A 23,646-nucleotide genomic window follows, 5' to 3' on the forward strand; every position below is an offset into this window, starting at 1 on the left:
GTGCCTGTCGATGGTTGAATCCCTGCCGCCGCTCTACGCGTTACGGGCTTTTGAAGTGGCCGCCCGTTCCAGCTCCTTTACCCGGGCCGCCGAGGAACTGTCCCTGACCCAAAGCGCCATCAGCCGGCATATCCGTACCCTGGAAAGTCAGTTCGGCTGTCGCCTGTTCGAGCGCCACGGCCCCAGGCTGGTGCTTACCGAAGCCGGACAGCGCCTGGCCCGGGAGCTCAAGGTGGGCTTTCGGATCATCGAGGATGCCTGCCTGCCGCTGCGGGCCAACACCGGCCAGTTGCGTCTCAAGGCGCCTTCGACCCTGACCATGCGCTGGCTGCTGCGGGTTCTGGAGGCTCTCAAGGGGCAACAGCCGGCGCTGGCGGTGCAACTGGCCAGTGTCTGGATGGACTTCGACCATGTGGATTTTTACGCCGAGCCCTACGACTGCGCGATTCTCCTGGGCAACGGACACTTTGGCGCCGGGATCGAGGCCTGCAAGCTGTTCGATGAGTGGCTGATTCCCATCGGCCCACCCGAGCCCGCGGACGGACCGCCCTGGACCCTGGAACGGCTCAAGGACGCCGAGCTGATCCATCCTTCGGCGGACCGTCGCGACTGGCGCCGCTGGCTGCAGGCACAAGCACCGCAGGACCGGGCGTTGCTGGAGCAGGTGCGGCTGGAGCGGGGCAATGTCTTCGACACCCTGGACCAGGCGATCTGCGCTGCCATGGCCGGGCACGGCCTGTCGATCGGCGACCTGCATCTGGTGGCGCAGGACATTCGCCTGGGGCGGATCAGCCTGCCGTTCCCCAGCGCGGTGGCCTCAGGGGACGGCTATTACCTGGTGTGGCTGCGCGACAGTCCGCGCCAGGAGCACATCGCCCGGTTGCGGGCGTTTCTATTGAGCCAGGTGCTGGATATCAGCGACCTCGAACTGGACTACCGGGTGCCGGGGGCGGTCACCGGCCGTCCTGAACTCAGTTGAGGAGGATGTAGTCGTTGCGCTGCACGATGCCCCGGTGCGGGCCGGGCACCAGGTGCACATAACGGCCCTCCAGCAGGTCGATCGGCAGGCAGTCGTCCACGTCCAGCAAGGCATCGGTGTGGGATTTGTGCCAGTGGGCCAGCATCTGCCGTTTGCCTTTGGCCTTGGCTTCGGCCTTGTCCCGGGCCACCACCAGCAGGTAGCTGTGGGCCTCGCCAAAGGCCGCCGCTTCGTAACCGCCCAGGTTCAGGAAGTACAGGCGTGGTGCACCCGGCTGCGGTGCCAGGGGGCTGAGTTCGACCTTGTAGTCCTCGACCCCGTCGACCTGCATCCAGGCGTCGATGTGCAAGCCCGCCTGGCTGCCGAACCAGCCTTCGCGCAGTTGCGGGTAGGCGGCTTCGAGACGCTCGGCGACCACGAACTGGACATCGTGGACTTCAATTTTCGCTCTGGGGTGTTTTCCCCCCAGCATCACCACAAACAGCATTGTTGTTCCTTTTCCAGGATCGGTTTTGGCAGTGGGGCACCTTTTACCTCAAGCACGCGGAGACTGCCAAGGCGCTTGCCGGTTATCCGGCGGCATCGGTGAACAGCGGCAGGCGGCCGTTGACCGAAGGCAGGTAATTCCAGTCTAGCGTCAGGGTGCTCAGCCCCGGCGAGCGCAGCAGCTGCTGCAGCAAACTCTGGACGATATTCAGCGCCAGGCCCTGGCCGGGACAGCGGTGCGTGCCGCTGCCAAAGCTGAACCCCTGGTATGCCGGATCGCAGCCGGTGACCGCGGCCAGGGCCGGGTCGTGGTTGGCCGCCGCCAACAGCACCAGCACCGTCTCGCCGGCTTGCAGGTCCACGCCCAGCAGGGTGCAAGCCGTGGCGACGAACCGTCGGGTGTTCTGCACCGGCGGGTCCAGGCGCTGGCGTTGGAGCAGCCAGGCACTGAGCCGGTCCGGGTCATGGGACAGGCGCTGGCACAGTGACGGCTCCGCCAGCAGGGCGATCAGGCTGTTGCCGATCAGCCCGGCGCAGGCGTCGTGGGTTTGTGCCAGCAGGCCCAGCAGGTTGGCCTGCAGATCTTCTGGGGCAAGGCCCTGGCTGCGCTCGAGGATCGCCCTCAGGAACGGGCTGTGTTGCGGCGCATCGAGCAATGCCTGCATCTGTTGGATCAAGTGCTGCGCCGCTGAGTCGGCGGCCTGCAACTGTTCTGCGTTGCTCAAGGGGGAGAGGCAGGCTACGAATTCGCCGGTGCGTCGGGCAAGGTCTTCGCGCCGCTCGGCGGCTATTCCCAGCAGTCCTGCCAGCAGTGCCACCGGCAGGCGCCATTGCCAGCGTTGCAGATCGTTGGCGCCTTGGGGGGCGCTCAGGGCAGGGCGCCACTGTTCCAGCCAGGGCTGCAGGTCGATGGTGCCCAGCTGCTGCAGCGGCGCCGCCATGGCTGCACGGGGACAGCCGTGGCGCAGGCCATCGTTCATCCGCATCAGGCGTGCAAACACGTCCCCGGCAGGCCGCCCGGCGATGGCCCGGGGCACCGGCTCCTGGGGCGGTCGGACACGGCAGGCGGGGTGGTTCAGCACCGCCGCCACTGCGGCGGCGCTGCTGGCGACCCATAGGCCCAGCGCTGAATCGTAGGTCAGGCCTCCCCGGGCACGCAGGCGGGCGTAATAGAAATCGTAGGGGGCAAAGTGGGTGGCAGCGCTGATCGGGTCCATGATTTGTCTCTTTGTTGGGCAGATATCCAGGTTGCTACTATCCTCATCTTTTCGAAGACACGATTCGTCATGGAGCGAAATATGAATGTAGTGCAGAACGACCTGGGGGTATCCAACGTGGCGGCGGCCATCGCCGAGCCGGCCCGTACCCGGATGCTTTGTGCGCTGATGGATGGCCACGCCCGTACCAGCACCGAGCTGGCGGCGATTGCCGAGGTCAGCACTTCCACCGCCAGCGCCCACCTGGCCAAGCTCAGGGACGCCGGCCTGCTGCGGGTGCAGGTCCAGGGGCGGCACCGTTACTACGGCCTCGGCGATCCGCTGGTGGCCCAGGCCTTGGAGGCCCTGATGGTGATCGGCCAGGGCAGCACCTTCACCCCGCGTACCCCGGACCGCCTGCAATTTGCCCGCACTTGCTACGACCACCTGGCGGGCACCCTGGGGGTGCAGTTGCACGACCGGATGCTGGAAGCCGGCTGGTTGCTGATGGGGGAGGAGGGCGAGGACTACCGGGTCAGTGACAGTGGTGTCGAGTTCTTCCGCGGCCTGGGCATCGACGTGGCCGAGCTGAGCAGGCTGCGCCGAAACCTGGCCTGTCCGTGCCTGGACTGGAGCATGCGCAGCCCGCACCTGGCGGGCGCCTTGGGGGCGGCGCTGCTGCGGGTGCTGTTGCAGCGCAAATGGCTGAGGCAGGATGTGGACAGCCGAGCCCTGACCCTGACCGGCACCGGCGGGCGCTACATCAGCAAGTATTTCGGTATCGCCTTGATTCAGCCATCCAAGCCGCTGTCGGCGTCGGCCAGTCTGGAGCTGCAAAGCCTGGGGGCCTGAACCCCGGCGGCTGTGCGGTAAGGGGCTCTGGTGCGGTGCCCGAGTGTGCGATCAGCTGATGCCAGGGCTGCTCAATCGGGCACCACGGACTCCAGCAAGTCACGATCCAGCCCCACCATGGCCTGCTCCAATCGCGTCAATGCCGTCTTGATCTGGCCGGCATTCGCGCCTTCGCGGCAGGCCTTCTCCAGGTATTCGCATTCATCGATCAGGGCCTGGGCATTGATGATCCGCGCCGCGCCGCGGATACGGTGAGCCAGGTCGGTCACGCCTTTATTGTCGGGGTTGGCCAGCAACCCGCGGATCTGCTTCAAGTCCTGCTGGTTGCTCTGGTGCAAGCCCTTGAGCACCCGCTGAATGGATGCTGGGTTGCCGCCGGTGAGGTGGTCCAGTTGCTGGATGTCGAAGCGCTCACTGTTGGCCTTGAGTTGCAAGCGGGGCAGGGCGGGCAGTTCTCGCAGACGGCGGTCCAGTTCCGGCAGGGCAATAGGCTTGAAGATGCATCCATTCATGCCGGCGTCCCGGCAACGCTGTTCCTCTTCGGGTTGGACGTTGGCGGTAAAGCCGAAGATCTGCACCGGCGGCCGGCCCTGGATCTGTTCGGCAACACGGATTTGTCGGGTCAGTTCATAGCCGTTCAGCACCGGCATGTTGCAGTCGGTGATCACCACGTCGAAAGTTTCCCGCTGCCAGACTTTGTAGGCTTCGGCGCCGTTCTGCGCCTGGCTCAATGAATAGTTCAGGAAGCGCAGTTGTTCGCACAGCAGTTGGCGATTGGCCTGGCTGTCGTCCACCACCAGGATATGCAGCGGTGCCCTGGCGGCGACCGACGGGGTGGCTTGCGCTACAGCAGGCGGGGCATCGGGCAGTGGGTCGAGGCGATTCAACTGCACCTGCACCCGGGCCAGGGTGCCGACGCCCGGCTGGCTCTCCAGACGCAGTTGGCCGCCCATCATTTCGCAGAGCGTGCGGCAGATCACCAGCCCCAGTCCGGTGCCCGAGCGGGCGTTCTGATGTTGCCCTGGCACCTGGCTGAAGGGCTGGAACAGCCGTTGCTGGTCGTCGGGATCGATGCCGATCCCGGTGTCCTTGACGGTCAGCAGCAGGGGCAAAAGTTGCGCATCGTCACCCTCGGCCTGCAAACGGATCTGCACCCCGCCGTGTTCGGTGAACTTGATCGCATTGCTCAGCAGATTCGACAGCACCTGCTTGAAACGCAGTGGGTCCACCAGCACGTCGCCATTGACGCTGCTGTCCAGATCCAGCTCCAGGCGCAGGCCCTTTTGCCGGGCCAGGCCATCGAAGACCCGGAACACCGACTCCACCAGATCCCGCAGGTTGGCCCGTTCGGGGCTCAGGCTCAGGCGTCCGCTTTCGATCCGGGCGATGTCCAGGATGTCGCCGATCAACTCCAGCAGGCCCTGGGCCGAACTGTAGGCCACCTCGATCGAGCTGCGGTCGAGCTGGCCCTGGTCGGCACGCTTGAGGGCCAGTTCCAGCATGCCGATGACCGCGCTCATGGGGGTACGGATCTCATGGCTCATGGTGGCCAGGAAGGTGGTCTTGGCGCGGTTGGCCTTGTCGGCGTCGTTCTTGGCCTGGGTCAGCTCGTCCAGCAGTTGCTGGCGCTCACTGATGTCCAGCCAGCCGCCGATGATGCCGAGGATTTCGCCCTGGGCATTTCGATAGGGCAGCATCCAGTGGTAGATCTGCGTCTGCTGCCCGCGGATATGGACGGTGCGGTCGATCAGCAGCGGCGGGCCACCGTCGAGGATGCTTTGGAAATCTTTGGCGAACAGACCGGCTTCGGGCACCGCCAACTGTTCGAGGTTGCTGCCCAGCACGCTCTCGCGATCGGTGCCCATGGTCTTGAGATAGCTGTCATTGCAGATCACCAGGCGCCGCTCGAGGTCGCGCACGTAGATCGGATTCGGCGTGCCGTTGATCAGCGCGTCCATGAAGCGCATTTGATCGTTGAGCGCATGCTCGGCCCGTTCGCGCTGGCTGACCTGGCGGCGCATGGCATAGCCCCAGGCCAGGGCGATCAGCAGCAACAGCACGCAGACGGCACCCGCCAGGTAGAGGGTGGTGCGGTAGTCGCGCCAGGAAGGAGGGACGACAGCGGCCTTGGAGCGCCAACGATTATTGAGCTCGGTAATGGCGTCGGGAGAAATGCTGCGCAAGGACTTGTCGATGATGCTGAACAGCTCCAGTTGGTCCCTGCGCACGCCGAAGGATTCGTTCAGCAGCGGCAGGTTCAGGGCCGATCGGACCTTGAGCTGGTCTTGCTTGATGCGCGGCAAGTTGAAACTGACGGCGATTTCCGCTTGCACCGCAGCATCGCCCTTGTGGTCGCGCAACAGGGCCAGGGCTTCGAAGTTGGTTTGTACTTCTTTGATCCGGATCTGTGGATAGCGCTGGCGCAGCAGCGGCACCAGGGCATGGCCGCTGCCGATCAGCAGGGTCTTGCCGGCCATTTCTTCCAGGGTTTTCGGCGCATCGGGAGCGTCGCGAGTGATCAACATGTAGGGCCCGACCAGGTAGGGGCGGGTGAATTGCAAGTAGCCTTCGCGCTCGGGGTTGCGGGCTCGATCGGCCACCATCTGCACCCGGCCCTCGCGTACGGCGTTGTTGAGGTCCGTGAAGCTGGGCATGGCATCGATCTCGAAACTCAGCCCGGTCTTGGTCTCCAGCATGGCCAGCAGGTCGGAGGTAATCCCCAGGTAATTGCCTTCGGCGTCGAAGTAGGACATCGGTGGCAGATAGCGGTGGATGCCGATGCGCACCACGGGGTTGTTTTCGATCCAGCGTTGTTCGTCGGCCGTGAGATCGGTTTTTTCCATGCTCAGCAGCAGGCGGTCGCCCCAGCGATTGCGGATGCTGATGTCCTGTTCCTTGTGGATCGCTTGCAGCGCACTGTCGATCAGGCGTTGCAACTGCTGGTTGTCCGGGTTCACGGCGAAGGCGAAACCCGGGATGCTCGCGGGGCCGCTATAGATGATCCGCAGGTAGTCGCTGTAGTTGCGCGAGATCAGGAACTGCGCCGAGACCGCATCGCTGAGCAGCACATCGGCATCACCGAAGGCCACGGCGGCCATGGCGGCATCCGTGCTGTCGTAGCCTTCGATCTGTGCCTTGGGGTACATGGCCCGGGCAACGGGCAGGCTGATGGTGTCCGGGGAAATGGCCAGGCGACGTCCCTGCAAGCCGTTTTTCAGCGATGGAGAGTCCCCGAGGCGGGCCACCAGCGTCGGGCGATTGACCAGGTAGCGTTGGCTGCGCAGGAGCTGATGTTGCTGGGCATCGACCGGTGTCACGCTGCCCATGAAGTCGATCTCACCCTTGGCCAGGGCCTTGAAGACCTGTTCGCGGTTGTCATAGGCGCGGACGCTGATCTTCACCCTCAGAGCGTCCGCCAGCAGGCCGATGTAGTCTGCGGTGATGCCTTCGTATTCCCTGGACTCGTTGACCATCTCCAGCGGTGGCAGGTTCTGCTGCGAGGTGCCCAGCACCAGTTCGCGCTTGTTGCGCAGCCATTGCCAATCATCGTTGGTCAAGGGCAATTCATGGTGGTGGGGTGATTCATAGTTGAGCAGTTGCAAGGGAGTTGCTGTGTCTCCCAAGGCGGGAAAGCATGCCAGCCATATCAGCGTTGGCAGGAGGAAGCGGGGCATCGGGGCTCCTGATCGAAGAACGGCACAAGGATGAGTCGAGGAGGAACTGGGCTGGCTGAGTTGACCGCCGCACAAGGGCTGATCGTCAATGCTGGATATCAATATAGATCAAGGAAGAGCGCGAAACGGGCCTATTTTCCTGAGTTGCCCGGGCTTGGGCAAGCCCGTCAAGGCTGGCGGACCGAAGGTAGGGGCTTAGTCTTGACCCGCGTTCGGTTGGCGATACGCTTGTGTCTATCTGCACCCTTGCGATACTTCTGTCGGTTAGTGCCACAGAAGGCGCCTAGCGATCCGTTATCGGGCCCCTGGGCAGTCGCCGCTCACCCTGGAGCCGCGCGTGAATACCCTGAAAATATTGGTGCTTGAAGACCATCCGGTGCAGCAACTACTGGCCCTGGAGCAATTGCGACGCCTGGATGTAGCTCAGCCATTGGCGGCGTCCGATGGGGACAGTGCCCTGAACCTGCTGCGTGAGCGCGGTGCGGCGGACATCGTTCTGTGCGACTTGCAGATGTCGGGCATGGACGGCCTGGAGTTCTTGCGGCGAGCCAGTGAGGAGCACTTGGTGCGGGCGGTGATTCTCTACAGCCTGATTGAGTCCGATCTGCGTCGCGCAGTGTTGCAGATGATCAGCCTGCATGGGTTGATCGTCCTGGGGGACGTGGGCAAGCCGGCGGACCTGGAAGCCTTGCAGGCGATGCTCGAACTGTATCAGCAGCGCCATCAGCAACAGGTTCCGGCACCGTCCCGGCACTTTGCCCCGGTGAGCCTTGAAGACCTGCAGCGGGGCGTCGAGCAGGGCCAGTTCGTCGCCTACTACCAACCCAAGTTCGACCTGCGCCACGCCAGTTGCTGTGGCGCCGAAGTGCTGATGCGTTGGTGCCATCCCGAGCGCGGGGTCCTGGCGCCGGCGGCCTTTCTCGATGAGCTGGAGGCCGCAGGCCTGCTGGACGAGGTTCTCCACCAGCAGCTTGACCAGAGCATGGCCCTGCAGCGCCGACTGCTGGACCAGGGTGAAGAACTGGAGCTGGCGTTCAACCTGATGCCCCGACAACTGGCCAGCGGTGACATCGTCAGGCACATCCGTCAGGCCATCGACCGGCATCAGGTTCCGCCGCGGTTGTTGACGTTCGAAATCACCGAGGTGGGCCTGGTGCAGGCGCCGGCCATCAGCCTGGAAAACCTGGTGCGTCTGCGGATGATGGAGTGCAACCTGGCCATCGACGACTTCGGCGCCGGCTATTCCTCCTTGCAGCGCCTGTGCGAACTGCCGTTCAACCAGATCAAGCTCGATGCGCATTTTGTCCGTGAACTGGTGCGTCAGCCCCGCTGTCGCGCGGTGGTCGGTGCCTCCCTGGCCTTAGCCAGCAACCTGGAAATGTGCCTGGTGGTGGAGGGGGTGGAAACCCAGCTCGAACGGCGCCTGCTGCTGGAAATAGGCTGCGTCATGGCCCAGGGGTACTGGTACGCCCGGCCGATGTCGGAAAGCGCACTGTTGTCCTGGCCGCGAAGCATCCCGGCCGAGCAACCTTTAGTGTTTCCCTGACACTGCTCTGCGGTGTTGGAGGGTCCCGCGCTGGACGTCGACGGCGATTGCGTTGAAGCTTGCCCTCCAACGTTCCAGCCAGGGCCATGCATGCTCATCGTATTCAGCGGATTGCCGGGCTCCGGCAAGACCACCATCGCTCGCACCCTGGCTCCCCACTTGGGAGCCACCTACCTGCGTATCGACAGCATCGAGCAGGGCTTGCGCGATGCCGGCCTGGCAGAGGTCGGCAAGGCCGGTTACCAGATTGCCCTGCAACTGGCCGAGGCCAATCTGGCCCTGGGCAACCCGGTGCTGGCCGATTGCGTCAATCCCGTGGCCGAAAGTCGTCAGGCCTGGAGCGATCTGGCGCAGCGACTGGGAGTGCTCCTGCTGGATGTCGAGGTGATCTGTTCCGACCCCCGGGAACATCGACGGCGGGTCGAGACCCGGCAGGTGGATGTGCCGGGGCTGCAAGCGCCCAGTTGGCAGTCGGTACTCGATCACGACTACCAGGCCTGGGCGCAGTCGCCCTTGCGCCTGGACAGTGCGAGCCTGTCGCCGCAGCAGGCGGTGGCGCTGATCCTGGCTCGGTTGCCGGTGCGCAGCTGACGGCCGACCGGCCAATCCTCGCTGTGGCCAGTCAATGCCTTGAACCTCGATGGTGCGCTGGCGGTCAGTGTTCAGGGGCCGCTGCTGGCCAGTGCACGCCCTATTGCCGGCAAAGCTCCCGATAACGGGGCAAAAAAATCCTCCCTGGGGCTTTGTGCACCGATTCAGCCCGCAACCGTTTGCCATGACTCGGGCAGGGTCCCCATGGGCGTCCCCAAGACCGCTTCCTGGTGGGGATAGATGTCTCTTTTATGAATGTATTTGTCGCCATTTGTGGGGTTTTTCAGACCATATGCCGCAGTGGCCGTGGTTTGGGCATTTGCGGCATAGCCTTTGCTACCGCTCTGTGAAGCGGGCGGCAGGGGCCGTCCGACCGTGGGCCCAGGAGGTGCTCGCACACAGGGGAACTATCATCCCTTCAAGGTTAAAGCCGGGTCACGCACACACAGGGTTCAAATAAAAAGCCGTTCATATCGCGGCAAGGAGTTGGCTATGTCCCGCGCTTTTTTCGATGAAATGTACGCTGCCAGCGGCACCTGTCGACCACACTACGAAGCGTTCGCCCGTTGGCTGGCGGACACGCCCCTGGAGCTGCTGGACCAGCGTCGGCGTGAAGCCGACCTGTTGTTCCACCGCGCCGGTATCACCTTCACCCTGTACGGCGACGAACAGGGCACTGAACGCCTGATTCCCTTCGACATCATTCCCCGCAGCATCAAGGCCAGCGAGTGGCGCACGGTGGAGCGCGGCTGCGTGCAGCGGGTCCAGGCGCTGAACCTGTTCCTGGCGGATATCTATCACGGCCAGCGGATCATCAAGGAAGGCATCATTCCCGCCGAGCAGGTGCTGGCCAACGAAGGCTATCAGGTGGCCATGCAGGGCCTGGACCTGCACCGGGGCACCTACGCCCATATCGCCGGGGTCGATCTGGTGCGCGACGGCGATGGCAGCTACTACGTGCTGGAGGACAACCTGCGCACCCCCAGCGGCGTGAGCTACATGCTTGAAGACCGCAAGATGATGATGCGTCTGTTTCCCGAGTTGTTTGCCGCCCAGCGCATTGCCCCCATCGATCATTATCCCAACCTGTTGCTGGACACCCTGAAGAGCTCCAGCCCCCTGGACAACCCGACGGTGGTGGTGCTGACCCCGGGACGTTTCAACAGTGCCTATTTCGAGCACGCGTTCCTTGCCCGGGAAATGGGCGTGGAACTGGTAGAAGGCGCCGACCTGTTCGTGCGTGACGACCGGGTGTTCATGCGCACCACTTCCGGCGCCCAGGCGGTGGACGTGATCTACCGTCGGCTGGACGATGCCTACCTCGATCCGCTGTCGTTCAACCCCGATTCCATGCTCGGCGTGCCCGGGCTGATCGCCGCCTATCGCTGCGGCAATGTGGTGCTGGCCAACGCCGTGGGCACCGGGGTCGCCGACGACAAGTCGATCTATCCCTATGTGGACGAGATGATCCGCTTCTACCTGAGCGAAGAACCGATCCTCAAGAACGTGCCCACCTGGCAGTGCCGCAAGCCCGCCGAGCTGTCCCATGTGCTGGCCAACCTGCCGGACCTGGTGGTCAAGGAAACCCAGGGCTCCGGCGGCTACGGCATGCTGGTAGGGCCGGCGGCCACTGCAGCGGAGATCGAAGAATTCCGCACCCGCCTCAAGGCTCGCCCCGAGGCTTACATCGCCCAGCCGACCCTGTCCCTGTCCACCTGCCCGACTTTTGTCGAAAGCGGCATCGCCCCGCGGCACATCGACCTGCGGCCGTTCGTACTCTCCGGCCGGGAAACCCGCCTGGTGCCCGGCGGCCTGACCCGCGTGGCGCTGCGCGAAGGCTCGCTGGTGGTGAACTCGTCCCAGGGCGGCGGCACCAAAGACACCTGGGTAGTGGAGGACTGAACCATGCTCTCAAGAACCGCTGCGGACCTGTACTGGATGTCCCGCTACCTGGAGCGCGCCGAGAACCTGGCGCGCATGCTCGAGGTCAGTTATTCGCTGTCGCTGATGCCCCAGGCCGGGCGCGGTGACGGCCATGCCGAACTGGCCATGTCGTTGCTGGCGGCCGGCACCCTGGATGACTACAACCAGCGCTACGGTGAACTGAACACCGAGCGCATGCTGCACTTTTTCGCCCTCGACGAGACCAACCCGGGGAGCATCTACTGCTGCCTGCGGGCGGCCCGCAGCAATGCTCACGCGGTGCGCGGGCGGATCACCGCGGACATGTGGGAGAACATCAACGCCACCTGGCTGGAGATGCGCAACATCGCCCGCAATGGCCTGGGGCGCTACGGCATCAGCCAGTTCTGCGAGTGGGTCAAGGAGCGTTCGCATCTGTTCCGCGGTGCCACCGCCGGCACCATCATGCGCAACGACGCCTATCGCTTCATTCGCCTGGGGACCTTTATCGAGCGCGCCGACAACACCCTGCGCCTGCTGGACGCACGCTATGAAATGTTCGGCGAGGAGTCCGAGGAAGTCAGCGATAACTCGGCCCGGGGCTATTACCAGTGGAGCGCCTTGCTCCGTGCCTTGTCGTCCTTCGAAGCGTTCAACGAGATCTACCGCAATGCCCCGGGGGCCGAGCAGGTGTCCGAGATGCTGCTGTTGCGCGCCGATGTGCCGCGCTCGCTGCATGCCTGTGTCGAGGAACTGGACCAGCTCCTGGCCACCTTGCCGGGGGACAACGGGCGTCCGGCCCAGCGCCTGGCCGCCGAGCTGAATGCGCGCCTGCGCTACACCGGGATCAACGAGATTCTCGATTCCGGCCTGCACCAGTGGCTGACCGATTGCATCGGGCAGATCCGCCACTTGGGGCAGACCGTGCATGAGTCCTATCTGGAGGTGGTATGAAACTGTCCATTCGTCACGACACGACCTACAGCTACGCCGATGAAGTCTGCACCAGCATCCAGTTCCTGCGGTTGACGCCCCAGGACAGCCAGCGCCAGCAGATCCTCCAATGGCACCTGGAGCTGCCACGGCAGGTGCGCGCCCAGCGCGACCCCTACGGCAATATCCTGCATGTCATGACCCTCGACGAGCCCCACGGCGCCATTGTCCTCACGGCCTTTGGCGAAGTGCAGATCGATGGCACGCGGGAAGTGGAGGGCGACAGCCAGTCGCCGCTGCCGTTCCTGCGTTGCAGCCACCTGAGCAAGGCGGACTCGGCCCTTTGCGACTTTGCCCGGCGCCATTGCGGCGAGCGCCGTGATCGCGCCGCGCTGATCGAGCTGATGCAGGCCCTGGCCGAGCACATGCCCTACAGCCCGGGCGCCACCGGGGTTGGCAGTACTGCGGCCGAAGCTTTTGCCGGCGCTGCCGGGGTCTGCCAGGACCATACCCACGCGTTCCTGGCCTGCGCCCGCAGCCTGGGGATTCCCGCGCGTTACGTCTCCGGCTACCTGTGCACCGAGGACGCCAGCCACCTGGCCAGCCATGCCTGGGCCGAAGCCTGGCTCGACGACGGCTGGTACAGCTTCGACGTGACCAACCGCCTGGCGCGACCCGAGCGTCACCTGAAACTGGCGGTGGGCCTGGACTACCTGGATGCCTGCCCGGTGCGCGGCATGCGTCGCGGGGGAGGGGCTGAACAGATGCAGGCTCGGGTCCAGGTCAGTTCCATGGTGCAGTTCCAGCATCAGTAACGCCGCGCAGCGTCGCCGCCCGTGCCCTGGCGGGCGCGGCGCTACGGGTCGATTGTTGCCTGGGGCCGTGGCCACAGCTAAGAAGTTTTGGATAGACAGCCAGATGTTATAAAGTAACGGCCGATTTGCCGGGCGCGAGACCGGCACCGTCCCTTTGAACCTGACGCTGCGATCCCTCCTTATGAGTTCTTTACCCAACCCTCCCGCGAGCCTCGGCACCCGGCTGCTGAGTATCGATGCCCTGCGCGGCCTGGTGATGCTGTTCATGCTACTGGACCATGTGCGGGAAACCTTCTTCCTGCACCGGCAGGTGAGTGATCCCATGGACGTGGCCACCACCGAGCCCGGGCTATTTGTCAGCCGCACCCTGGCACACCTGTGCGCGCCGGTGTTTGTCCTGCTGACCGGGCTTTCGGCTTACCTGTTTGCCCAGAAGCACGGCCATCGGGCCGAGGCCAGCGCTTTCCTGTTCAAGCGTGGGTTGTTCCTGGTGGTGCTGGAACTGACCCTGGTGAACTTCGCCTGGACCGGGCAGATCCCGCCGACGCTGATCTATCTGCAGGTGATCTGGGTCATCGGCCTGAGCATGCTGGCGCTGTCGGCCCTGTTGTGGCTGCCTCGGGCGCTGTTGTTGGGCCTGAGCTTGCTGCTGATCGGCGGGCACAATCTGCTGGATGGGCTGCATTTCGCCCCGGGCGAGGCGCTGCACGTGCCCTGGGCGATCCTGCATGATCGCGGCTGGATCGAATGGGGCGAAGGGCTGCGTCTGCGGACCTCCTATCCGCTGCTGCCATGGATCGGCGTGATCGGCCTGGGTTATGCCCTGGGGCCCTGGTTCGCCCGCGAAGCCGGGGCCGCTCAGCGACAGCAGCGTCTGTTGCGATGGGGGCTGGCGGCGCTGGCGGGGTTCATCGTGCTGCGGCTGCTTAACGGCTATGGCGAGCGGCCCTGGGTCAGTGGCGAGACCTGGGGGCAAACCCTGATGAGCTTTTTCAACATCACCAAATACCCGCCGTCGCTGCTGTTTATCGCCCTGACCCTGGGCGCCGGGCTGCTTCTGCTGCGGGCCCTGGAGCGACGGCAGGACAGCGGTTTGATCCGGGTGCTCGGCGTATTTGGCGCGGCGCCGATGTTCTTCTACCTGTTGCACTTGTATGTGCTCAAGGGCCTGTATCTGCTGGCCGTGGCGCTGCTGGGACGCAATCAAGGGGCCTATTTTGGCTTCGATTCGCTGGGCTGGCTGTGGCTGATCACGTTGCTTCTGGCCTTGGTCCTGTACCCGCCGGTGCGGGGCTTCGCCCGACTCAAGGCCCGGCGCCGCGACCTGGCCTGGCTGAAGTACTTCTAAGGGGCCAGTCCCTTGCTGCCTGCACCGGATTGCTGGCGCAGGCAGGGCAATCAGCGTTTTTTTGCCGGCGCCGATAAACACCGCTTGAACGGCATGGGGCACTCTCTGTACTGTATATAAAAACAGTATTCGGGCCTCGCCATGCAACTGATCGACAAGCTGAGCATCCTCGCCGACGCCGCCAAGTACGACGCTTCCTGCGCCAGCAGCGGCGCGCCCAAGCGCAGTTCCGAAGGCAAGAGCGGGTTGGGCTCGAGCAACGGCATGGGCATCTGCCACAGCTATACGCCGGACGGGCGCTGCGTCTCGCTGCTCAAGGTGCTGCTGACCAATTTCTGCCTCTACGACTGCCAGTACTGCGTCAACCGCCGCTCCAGCGATGTGCCCCGGGCCCGTTTCAGCCCCGAGGAAGTGGTGCGCCTGACCCTGGATTTCTACCGGCGCAATTGCGTCAGCGGGCTGTTCCTCAGCTCCGGGATCATCCGCTCGGCGGACTACACCATGGAGCAGTTGGTGCAGGTGGCGAGGCTGTTGCGTGAAGAGCACGAGTTCCGCGGCTACATCCACCTCAAGACCATTCCCGACGCCGACCCGCTGCTGATCGAGCAAGCCGGGCGCTATGCCGACCGCCTCAGCGTCAATGTCGAGCTGCCTACTGACCAGGGCCTCAAGACCCTGGCCCCGGAAAAACACCTGGGCTCGATCAAGCAGGCCATGGGCACCATCTATACCGGCGAGCAGACCGTGCGCAACGAGCCCCGGGCGCCGCGTTTCGCCCCAGCGGGGCAGAGCACCCAGATGATCGTCGGTGCCGACGACACCGATGACAGCACCATTCTCCACAGCGCCGAGGCGCTGTACGGCAATTTCCGCCTGCGCCGGGTCTATTACTCGGCGTTCAGCCCGATCCCCAACAGCCCGAAAAGCGTGCCCCTGGCCGCGCCGCCGCTGATGCGCGAGCACCGCCTGTATCAGGCCGACTTCCTGCTGCGCGGCTATGGCTTCAGTGCCAACGAACTCTTCAAGGGGCCGGGGCACCTGGCCCTGGACATCGACCCCAAGCTGGCCTGGGCGCTGGAGAACCGCAACCTGTTTCCCCTGGACCTGAACCGCGCCGAGCCAACCTTGATCGCGCGCATTCCGGGGATCGGCCTGCGCACCACCCAGCGCCTGGTGGAGCTGCGTCGCGAGCGGCGCATCCGCTTCGAGGACCTGGCGCGCATGCGCTGTGTGCTGAGCAAGGCCAAGCCGTTCTTCATCACCAGCGACTATCACCCGCAGCAGGCGGAAACCAGCAGTGCGCTGCTCTACCAGCAACTGCGGGACCGGCCGCAACCGCAGCAGATGGGGCTCTGGGGATGATCAGCCTGGACTGCGACGACCTGTTCGACACCTGGCGCCAGCAGGCGCGCTGGCTGCTCAGTCATTCCATCGATCCGAGCCGGGTCAGTTGGGCCGGGACCCGGGAGGCCGACCTCTTTGCCAGCGACGAGAGCTGCCCCGAACAGCCGGGGCCCTTTCGCGCGCGCATTCCCCAGGCCCTGCTGGAGCTGTTGCAGCGAGCCGCCTGCTACCGCGGCGAGCAGCGCTGGAGCCTGCTTTACGAGGTGCTGTGGCGGGTCAGCCATGGCGACCGCACGGCCATGCTCAGCGGCGATCAACTGGGCAGCGAGTTGCAGCGGCGGATCAAGCAGGTGGACCGCGAGGCCCATCACCTGCATGCCTTCGTGCGATTTGTCCGGCTGCCCGAGGGCCGCTCGCGCCTGGCCGAGCAACCCGAATACGTGGCCTGGCACGAGCCGGCCCACGACATCCTGGCCCAGGCCAGCCGGCACTTCATCGGACGCATGGGGCACCACCGCTGGATGATTGCCACGCCCCGGGACGGGGTGTACTTCGACGGCGAGCAACTGCACCACCAGCGCCAGTGCCCCGCTGGTTGGCAGCAACTGGCCCAGGCCGGCGACGACCCCGGAGGCGAGCTGTGGCTGGCCTACTACAGCCACATCTTCAACCCGGCGCGGCTCAACCCCAGGGTCATGCAGGGGCATTTGCCGACTCGGTTCTGGAAGCACCTGCCGGAGGGACCGCTGATTCCGGCGCTGATCAGCGAAGCGCGCCACGGCAAGCAGCGCGACGGCCAGGCCAGCCAGGTGGCAGCGCGGCCAGGCAAGCGGATCGGTCAGGTGCGCAGCGATAGCGCTGGGCAGACGCCAGGGCCTTCCCTGACAATGCGCGGCTTTGAACAATGAGGCAGGCAGTCAATGGATGACGGTGTGGATGACGGCAAGGGCATTACCGAGGAGTTCTGGTCGAAGGCAGTGACTGACGACGCCAAGATGATGTGGCGGGTGGGCAGCCGCGGCGTGACCTTCCTGGCGGCGCTGCTGCTGCCCAAGACCGGGTTTAAGGTCGTGGACATCGCGGTTGGAGTGCTGACCATGCTGATCCCCTTGCTGGTGATCGAGACCCAGAGGGCCTATTCGAAGTTTTCCCCCGGGTTCCTGGCCTGGGTGGTTCGCATCAGTGTCTTTGCCAGTGGTGTGGCCATGGCCAGCCTGGGGTTGGTGATTTACGCCTGGGTAGTTGGGCCTGTGGTATCGGTGGTCGGCCTCGCCTTTTTTCAACAGACAGTCAGTCTTGGCGGGTACGGGAACAAAGGGGTTGAGTTCGTTGTGTTCTGGTGTATCGCGATAGTCACTGCGATGGGGGTGATACACGCGGTGATCAAGCAGTTTCGCGAGCTGAAGATTTTCGAACTTGTTTATCACCTGCCACGCAATCGAATGGAGTGGCTCATGCAGGGCCGACCGCTGCGAGCCAGCGACTGGCCGATGTTCGTCTGGTTCGAACTCTGTGTGCTGATCACGAGTTTTCTCTACACCTTGGTGGCGTCCCGGGCTGCATTGCTGGTGGTGGATGGAACGCAACAGGTGCTGATGTCGTTCGGTATCAGCCTCTGAGGGGGGAGCCCCGCCTTCGGCAGGCATCCAGCAGGCTCCAGGCATGAAAAAGCCCGCCCCTGGCAAGCAGGGGCGGGCTGGGGGGCAGCAGGGGGCGAATCAGACCTTGACGATCCAGCCCGCTGGCGCTTCCACGTCGCCGGTCTGCACGCCGGTCAGCTCTTTGTAGAGCTTCTGGGTGATCGGGCCGACGTCTTTTTCGCTGTAGAACACGTGCAGCTTGTCCTGGTACTGGATGCCGCCGATCGGCGTGATCACCGCGGCAGTACCGCAGGCACCGGCTTCCTTGAAGTCCGAGAGCTTGTCGATGAACACGTCGCCTTCGACCACTTCCAGGCCCAGGCGGGTCTTGGCCAGCTCGATCAGCGACAGGCGGGTGATACCCGGTAGTACCGATGGCGAGTTGGGGGTGACGAATTTGTCGTCGTGGGTGATGCCGAAGAAGTTGGCCGAACCGACTTCCTCGATCTTGCTGTGGGTCAGCGGGTCGAGGTAGATGCAGTCGGCGAAGCTGGCCTTCTTGGCCTGGGAGCCGGGCATCAGGCTGGCGGCGTAGTTGCCACCGACCTTGGCCGCGCCGGTGCCTTGTGGGGCGGCGCGGTCGTAGCTGGAGATCAGGAAGTTGTGCGGGGTCAGGCCGCCCTTGAAGTAGGCGCCGACCGGGATGGCGAAGATCGAGAAGATGAACTCCGGCGCGGTACGCACGCCGATGTTGTCACCCACGCCGATCACGAACGGACGCAGGTACAGCGCGCCGCCGGTGCCGTACGGCGGAATGAAGCGCTCGTTGGCCTTGACCACGGCCTTGCAGGCTTCGATGAACTGTTCGGTGGACACCTGCGGCATCAGCAGGCGGGCGCAGCTGCGCTGCATGCGCGCGGCGTTCTGGTCCGGACGGAACAGGTTGATCGAGCCGTCCTTGCAGCGGTAGGCCTTGAGGCCTTCGAAGCATTGCTGACCGTAGTGCAGGGCGGTGGAGCCCTCGCTGATGTGCAGCACGTTGTCTTCGGTCAGGGTGCCCGCGTCCCACTCGCCGTTACGCCAGTGCGACAGATAGCGCTTGTCTGTCTTGATGTAGTCAAAACCCAGCTTGTCCCAATTGATGCTTTCGTTACCCATGACACCCTCTATCACTTAACAACCGCCGGAACGGCTTAAGGCTTCTGACGTTTTTTTGGATGGGCACAACAATACTGCATTCCGGGGGCTTACCGCATCCCCGTATTGAACCCTGTAACTGCTGCCGCAGGCTGCGATCGGCCTCGAAGAGAACGTGCTCTTGAGACCCTCGGAAGGTCCTGCGGACCTTGTCGCAGCCTGCGGCAGCGGCTACAGGTTGTGTTTACAGGTGCAGGGCGTGGCCCAAGGCCCGCAGCGCCGCTTCCTGGACCGCTTCACCCAGGGTCGGGTGGGCGTGGATGGTGCCGCCGATGTCTTCCAGGCGCGCGCCCATTTCCAGGGATTGGCCGAACGCCGTGGACAATTCGGAGACACCGACCCCCACCGCCTGCCAGCCGACAATCAGGTGATTGTCACTTCGGGCCACCACCCGCACGAAACCGCTTTTGGCTTCCAGGGTCATGGCCCGGCCATTGGCCGCGAACGGGAAGCTGCTGACGATGCAATCCAGCCCGGCAGCGCGGGCCTCGTCCGGAGTCTTGCCCACCACCACCAGTTCCGGGTCGGTGAAACACACCGCCGGGATCGCCGCCGGGTTGAACTCGCGGTGCTTGCCGGCGATCAGCTCGGCGACCATCTCGCCCTGGGCCATGGCCCGGTGCGCGAGCATGGGTTCGCCGCTGAGGTCACCGATGGCCCAGACGTTGCGCATGCTGGTCTGGCAGCGGTGGTCGATCTTGATCGCCGCGCCGTTCATATCCAGGTTCAGGCTTTCCAGGTTCCAGCCCTGGGTGTTGGGTTTGCGACCCACCGCCACCAGTACCTGATCGGTGGCCAGGTTCAGGGTGTCGCCGTTGGGCTCGCGCACCTGCAGGCTGCTGCTGGCGGCATCGAAGCCCAGCACGCTGTGCTTGAGGTAGAGCTTGATCCCCAACTGCTTCACCGACTCCAGCACCGGCTGGGTCAGTTCGGCGTCGTAGGCCGGCAGGATGCGCTCCTGGGCCTCGACCACGCTGACCTCGACCCCGAGCTTGCGGTAGGCGATGCCCAGCTCCAGGCCGATGTAGCCGCCGCCGACCACGGTCAGGCGCTTGGGCAGGGTCTTGGGCGCCAGGGCCTCGGTGGAGGAGATGATCGGCCCGCCGATGGGCAGCATCGGCAGGTTGACGCTTTTCGAGCCGGTGGCCAGCAGCAGGTGTTCGCACTGGATGCGGGTATCGGTGCCTTCGATCTCCACGGTCTTGCCGTCGATGACCTTGGCCCAGCCCTGAATCACCTGGACCTTGTTTTTCTTCAACAGCGCGGCGACCCCGGTGGTCAGGCGGTCGACGATGCCGTCCTTCCATTCCACGCTCTTGCCGATGTTCAGGGTTGGCGCCGCCACTTCGATGCCCAGGGCCGAGCCCTGGCTGTGGTGACGGGTCTGGTGAAACTGCTCGGCCACATGAATCAGCGCCTTGGACGGGATGCAGCCGATGTTCAGGCAGGTGCCGCCCAGGGCCTGGCCTTCCACCAGGATGGTGGAAATGCCCAGCTGGCCGGCACGGATCGCCGCCACGTAACCGCCAGGCCCGCCGCCGATGATCAGCAGTTGGGTGTTGAGAGTCTGTTGCATGCCTGCTCCTCTGAAAGTCAGTCCACAAACAGCGTGGCGGGTTGTTCGAGCAGGCCGCGAATGGCCTGGATGAATTGCGCAGCGTCCATGCCGTCGACCACCCGGTGATCGAAGGAGCTGGAGAGGTTCATCATCTTGCGGATCACGATCTGGCCCTTGATCACCATCGGCCGCTCGACGATGCGGTTGACCCCGACAATCGCCACTTCCGGCAGGTTCAGCACCGGGGTGCTGACAATCCCGCCCAGGGCGCCGAGGCTGGTGAGGGTGATGGTGGAACCGGACAGTTCATCCCGGGCCGCCTTGCCGCTGCGGGCCGCCTTGGCCAGGCGCGAGATTTCCTCGGCGTTGCCCCACAGGCTGCGGGCTTCGGCGTGACGTACCACCGGCACCATCAGGCCGACGTCGCTCTGGGTGGCGACCCCGACATGCACCGCGCCGTGGCGGGTGATGACCTGGGCTTCGTCGTCGTAGCGCGCGTTGATCTGCGGGAAGTCGCGCAGGGCGACGACCATGGCCCGCACCAGGAACGGCAGCAGGGTCAGCTTGCCGCGGCTGGCGCCGTGTTTTTCATTGAGGTGCAGGCGCAGCTCTTCCAGGGCGGTGACGTCCACTTCCTCGACATAGCTGAAGTGCGCGGCGCGGTGCTTGGATTCCTGCATGCGCTGGGCGATCTTGCGGCGCATGCCGATCACCTGGATCTGCTCTTCGTCGTGGCGTTCGGCATAGCCTGTGCCCGGCGCCGAGTAGCCCTTGAGCGGCTGGCTGTCCTGGGCCAGGTAGGCCTCCAGGTCTTGGTGCAGGATGCGCCCGGCGGGGCCGCTGCCTTGCACCAGGCGCAGCTGGATGCCCAGGTCCAGGGCGTGCTTGCGCACGGCGGGCGAAGCCAGGGGGCGTTCGTCGGCCTGGCGCGCCACCGGCGCCTGGGGAGCAGGGCGGCAGGCGGCTTGGCTGACGACGGCTTGTTCCACCTTGGGTGCTTCGACCACTGGCGCGGCAGCCGGCTTATTAATAGCGGCCGGTGCTTGTTGCGCCGGCGCGGCGGCCTGGGCGGATTCCTTGAGGTTGCCCGCGCCTTCGACTTCGATGCTGATGAGGATACTGCCCACCGCCATCACTTCACCGGGTTCGCCGCCCAGGGAAATGACCGTGCCGTGCACTGGCGAGGGAATGTCCACCATGGCCTTGTCGGTCATCACGTCCGCCAGGACTTGATCTTCGACCACCTGGTCGCCGACTTTTACGTGCCACTGCGCCAGTTCAACTTCCGCGATGCCTTCGCCGATGTCCGGCATCTTGATAACGTGCGTGCCCATTCAGACCTCCATGACCCGTTGCAGCGCCGCGCCCACTCGGGACGGCCCTGGGAAATATGCCCACTCCTGCGCGTGGGGATACGGCGTATCCCAACCGGTGACGCGCTCGATCGGGGCTTCCAGGTGGTGGAAGCAGTGTTCCTGCACCAGCGACACCAGCTCGGCGCCGAAGCCGCAGGTACGGGTGGCTTCGTGCACCACCACGCAACGGCCGGTCTTCTTCACCGACTTGACGATGGTGTCCAGGTCCAGGGGCCACAGGCTGCGCAGGTCGATGACCTCGGCGTCAATGCCGGTTTCCTCGGCCGCCACTTGCGACACATAGACGGTGGTGCCGTAGGTGAGGACGGTGACGTCCTTGCCCGGACGGGCGATGGCCGCCACGTCCAGCGGCACCTTGTAGTAGCCGTCCGGCACCTGGGCCGCCGGGTGTTTCGACCACGGCGTTACCGGGCGGTCGTGGTGGCCATCGAACGGGCCGTTGTACAGGCGCTTGGGTTCGAGAAAGATCACCGGGTCATCGTTTTCGATGGAGGCGATCAGCAGGCCCTTGGCGTCGTAGGGGTTGGAGGGCATCACGGTGCGCAGGCCGCAGACCTGGGTGAACATCGCCTCGATGCTCTGGCTGTGGGTCTGGCCGCCGTAGATGCCGCCGCCGCAGGGCATGCGCAGGGTCATCGGCGCGGTGAACTGGCCGGCGGAGCGATAGCGCAGGCGCGCGGCTTCGGAAATGATCTGGTCCGAGGCGGGGTAGACGTAGTCGGCGAACTGGATTTCCGCCACCGGACGCAGGCCGTAGGCGCCCATGCCGATGGCCGCGCCGACGATACCGCTTTCCGAGATCGGTGCGTCGAACACCCGCGAGGTGCCGTACTTGGCCTGCAGGCCCTCGGTGCAGCGGAACACGCCGCCGAAGTAGCCGACGTCCTGGCCGAACACCACCACGTTGTCGTCACGCTCGAGCATCACATCCATGGCCGAGCGCAGGGCCTGGATCATGGTCATGGTGGTGGTGGTGGTCATGGCGGTTTCCAGCTGGATATTGTTGTTGTGATCGTTCATGTCAGACCCCCAGTTCCTGGCGTTGACGTTTCAGGTGCTCGGGCATGTCCTTGTAGACGTCCTCGAACATGGTCGCGGCGCTGGGGATCTGGCCGCCGGCGAGGGTGCCGTACTGCTCGGCTTCTTTCTGCGCGGCAATCACCTGGGCTTCGAGCTCGGCGCTGACCGCGGCGTGTTCCTCTTCGGACCACTGGCCGATCTTGATCAGGTGCTGCTTGAGGCGGGCAATCGGGTCGCCCAGGGGGAAGTGGCTCCAGTCGTCGGCCGGACGGTACTTCGACGGGTCGTCGGAAGTGGAGTGCGGGCCGGCGCGGTAGGTGACCCACTCGATCAGGGTCGGCCCGAGGTTGCGGCGGGCGCGTTCGGCGGCCCAGCGCGAGGCGGCGTAGACCGCGATGAAGTCGTTGCCGTCGACCCGCAGGGAAGCGATGCCGCAGCCCACGCCGCGTCCGGCGAAGGTGGTGGCTTCACCGCCGGCAATGGCCTGGAAGGTGGAGATCGCCCACTGGTTGTTGACCACGTTGAGGATCACCGGCGCGCGGTACACGTGGGCGAAGGTCAGGGCGGTGTGGAAGTCCGATTCGGCGGTGGCGCCGTCGCCGATCCAGGCCGAGGCGATCTTGGTATCGCCCTTGATCGCCGAGGCCATGCCCCAGCCCACGCCCTGCACGAACTGGGTCGCCAGGTTGCCGGAGATGGTGAAGAACCCGGATTCCTTCACCGAGTACATGATTGGCAACTGGCGTCCCTTGAGCGGATCGCGCTCGTTGGACAGCAGTTGGCAGATCATCTCCACCAGCGGCACTTCCCGGGCCATCAGGATGCTCTGCTGGCGGTAGGTGGGGAAGCACATGTCGTCGATGTTCAGGGCCAGGGCCTGGGCGCTGCCAATGGCTTCTTCGCCCAGGCTCTGCATGTAGAAGGACATCTTCTTCTGGCGCTGGGCGACCACCATGCGGTTGTCGAAGATCCGCGTCTTGAGCATGGCGCGCATGCCCTTGCGCAGGATTTCCAGCGGCACGTCGTCGGCCCAGTCGCCCAGGGCGTTGCCCTGATCGTCGAGCACACGAATCAGGCCGCGGGCCAGGTCGGCGCAGTCGGCAGGTTCGATATCGATGGGAGGTTTGCGGGCCAGGCCGGCGTCGTTCAGACGCAGGTAGGTGAAGTCGGTCTTGCAGCCGGGACGGCCCGAGGGTTCGGGAACGTGCAGGCGTAGCGGTGCATACGCGGTGGTCATGGCTTTCTACGC

The 23,646-nt window shown here is 64.7% G+C and carries 19 protein-coding genes; 11 read left to right on the forward strand and 8 right to left on the reverse strand.

Annotated elements, in window-relative coordinates; genetic code table 11:
• Positions 1 to 10 precede the first annotated feature (10 nt).
• On the forward strand, positions 11 to 979 hold the full coding sequence (locus ACMGF8_RS18080) for a LysR substrate-binding domain-containing protein (RefSeq protein WP_115582233.1): 969 nt from the start codon (positions 11 to 13) through the stop codon (positions 977 to 979).
• Here ACMGF8_RS18080 and ACMGF8_RS18085 read toward each other — a convergent pair.
• A complete protein-coding gene (locus tag ACMGF8_RS18085) occupies positions 972 to 1,466 on the reverse strand; it encodes a DUF1543 domain-containing protein (RefSeq protein WP_102864388.1) in 495 nt (164 codons plus the stop codon). The two genes, ACMGF8_RS18080 and ACMGF8_RS18085, sit on opposite strands and share 8 nt — an antisense overlap.
• A gap of 82 nt (positions 1,467 to 1,548) precedes the next feature.
• Positions 1,549 to 2,682, reverse strand: a complete 1,134-nt coding sequence (locus ACMGF8_RS18090; protein WP_102864389.1) for a cytochrome P450 — start codon at positions 2,680 to 2,682, stop codon at positions 1,549 to 1,551.
• Positions 2,683 to 2,763: 81 nt separating this feature from the next.
• On the opposite strand from ACMGF8_RS18090, the gene ACMGF8_RS18095 reads away from it, so the two are divergent.
• Positions 2,764 to 3,513 (forward strand): ArsR/SmtB family transcription factor, encoded by a 750-nt coding sequence (locus tag ACMGF8_RS18095; protein WP_102864390.1) that lies wholly within the window; start codon positions 2,764 to 2,766, stop codon positions 3,511 to 3,513.
• Positions 3,514 to 3,584: 71 nt separating this feature from the next.
• Here the strand turns inward: ACMGF8_RS18095 and ACMGF8_RS18100 are convergent, their stop codons facing one another.
• Positions 3,585 to 7,187, reverse strand: coding sequence for a transporter substrate-binding domain-containing protein (locus ACMGF8_RS18100; protein ID WP_416756913.1), 3,603 nt, complete (start codon positions 7,185 to 7,187; stop codon positions 3,585 to 3,587).
• Between the two features lie 337 nt (positions 7,188 to 7,524).
• Here ACMGF8_RS18100 and ACMGF8_RS18105 point away from each other — a divergent pair, with 337 nt between their 5' ends.
• From ACMGF8_RS18105 to ACMGF8_RS18145, 9 genes are all read left to right on the forward strand, one after another.
• Positions 7,525 to 8,733, forward strand: a complete 1,209-nt coding sequence (locus tag ACMGF8_RS18105; RefSeq protein WP_115582234.1) for an EAL domain-containing protein — start codon at positions 7,525 to 7,527, stop codon at positions 8,731 to 8,733.
• A 90-nt stretch (positions 8,734 to 8,823) separates the two neighbouring features.
• Positions 8,824 to 9,324, forward strand: a complete 501-nt coding sequence (locus tag ACMGF8_RS18110; RefSeq protein ID WP_115582235.1) for an AAA family ATPase — start codon at positions 8,824 to 8,826, stop codon at positions 9,322 to 9,324.
• Positions 9,325 to 9,816: 492 nt separating this feature from the next.
• Positions 9,817 to 11,226 carry a circularly permuted type 2 ATP-grasp protein gene (locus ACMGF8_RS18115; protein ID WP_102864394.1) on the forward strand — a complete coding sequence of 470 codons (1,410 nt, stop codon included), beginning with the start codon at positions 9,817 to 9,819 and terminating at the stop codon, positions 11,224 to 11,226.
• A gap of 3 nt (positions 11,227 to 11,229) precedes the next feature.
• Positions 11,230 to 12,180 carry an alpha-E domain-containing protein gene (locus ACMGF8_RS18120; RefSeq protein ID WP_102864395.1) on the forward strand — a complete coding sequence of 317 codons (951 nt, stop codon included), beginning with the start codon at positions 11,230 to 11,232 and terminating at the stop codon, positions 12,178 to 12,180.
• Complete coding sequence (locus ACMGF8_RS18125; RefSeq protein WP_102864396.1) at positions 12,177 to 12,974, forward strand: transglutaminase family protein; 798 nt, start codon at positions 12,177 to 12,179, stop codon at positions 12,972 to 12,974. The genes ACMGF8_RS18120 and ACMGF8_RS18125 overlap by 4 nt, the downstream gene beginning before the upstream one ends.
• Before the next feature lie 181 nt (positions 12,975 to 13,155).
• The gene (locus ACMGF8_RS18130) at positions 13,156 to 14,322 is read left to right on the forward strand and encodes a DUF1624 domain-containing protein (protein ID WP_207167611.1); all 1,167 of its coding nucleotides are present in this window, start codon (positions 13,156 to 13,158) and stop codon (positions 14,320 to 14,322) included.
• 141 nt (positions 14,323 to 14,463) lie between these two features.
• Positions 14,464 to 15,684 carry a putative DNA modification/repair radical SAM protein gene (locus tag ACMGF8_RS18135; protein WP_102864588.1) on the forward strand — a complete coding sequence of 407 codons (1,221 nt, stop codon included), beginning with the start codon at positions 14,464 to 14,466 and terminating at the stop codon, positions 15,682 to 15,684.
• The gene (locus ACMGF8_RS18140; RefSeq protein ID WP_416756914.1) at positions 15,681 to 16,574 is read left to right on the forward strand and encodes a TIGR03915 family putative DNA repair protein; all 894 of its coding nucleotides are present in this window, start codon (positions 15,681 to 15,683) and stop codon (positions 16,572 to 16,574) included. Before ACMGF8_RS18135 ends, ACMGF8_RS18140 begins: the two co-directional genes overlap by 4 nt.
• Before the next feature lie 12 nt (positions 16,575 to 16,586).
• Positions 16,587 to 17,285 (forward strand): hypothetical protein, encoded by a 699-nt coding sequence (locus ACMGF8_RS18145; RefSeq protein ID WP_115582240.1) that lies wholly within the window; start codon positions 16,587 to 16,589, stop codon positions 17,283 to 17,285.
• Between the two features lie 99 nt (positions 17,286 to 17,384).
• On the opposite strand, the gene ACMGF8_RS18150 is transcribed toward ACMGF8_RS18145, so the two are convergent.
• The 5 genes from ACMGF8_RS18150 to ACMGF8_RS18170 form a co-directional block, all read right to left on the reverse strand.
• A complete protein-coding gene (locus tag ACMGF8_RS18150) occupies positions 17,385 to 18,404 on the reverse strand; it encodes a branched-chain amino acid aminotransferase (RefSeq protein WP_015635266.1) in 1,020 nt (339 codons plus the stop codon).
• A gap of 223 nt (positions 18,405 to 18,627) precedes the next feature.
• Positions 18,628 to 20,019 carry a dihydrolipoyl dehydrogenase gene (gene lpdA, locus ACMGF8_RS18155; RefSeq protein WP_416756915.1) on the reverse strand — a complete coding sequence of 464 codons (1,392 nt, stop codon included), beginning with the start codon at positions 20,017 to 20,019 and terminating at the stop codon, positions 18,628 to 18,630.
• A gap of 17 nt (positions 20,020 to 20,036) precedes the next feature.
• Positions 20,037 to 21,335, reverse strand: coding sequence for a dihydrolipoamide acetyltransferase family protein (locus ACMGF8_RS18160; RefSeq protein ID WP_207167617.1), 1,299 nt, complete (start codon positions 21,333 to 21,335; stop codon positions 20,037 to 20,039).
• Positions 21,336 to 22,397 carry an alpha-ketoacid dehydrogenase subunit beta gene (locus ACMGF8_RS18165; RefSeq protein ID WP_416756916.1) on the reverse strand — a complete coding sequence of 354 codons (1,062 nt, stop codon included), beginning with the start codon at positions 22,395 to 22,397 and terminating at the stop codon, positions 21,336 to 21,338.
• Between the two features lies 1 nt (position 22,398).
• Positions 22,399 to 23,634 carry a 3-methyl-2-oxobutanoate dehydrogenase (2-methylpropanoyl-transferring) subunit alpha gene (locus ACMGF8_RS18170; protein WP_102864402.1) on the reverse strand — a complete coding sequence of 412 codons (1,236 nt, stop codon included), beginning with the start codon at positions 23,632 to 23,634 and terminating at the stop codon, positions 22,399 to 22,401.
• Positions 23,635 to 23,646 lie beyond the last annotated feature (12 nt).

Source organism: Pseudomonas sp. BNK-7 (assembly GCF_048072025.1).
Classification (GTDB): Bacteria; Pseudomonadota; Gammaproteobacteria; order Pseudomonadales; family Pseudomonadaceae; genus Aquipseudomonas; species Aquipseudomonas danubii.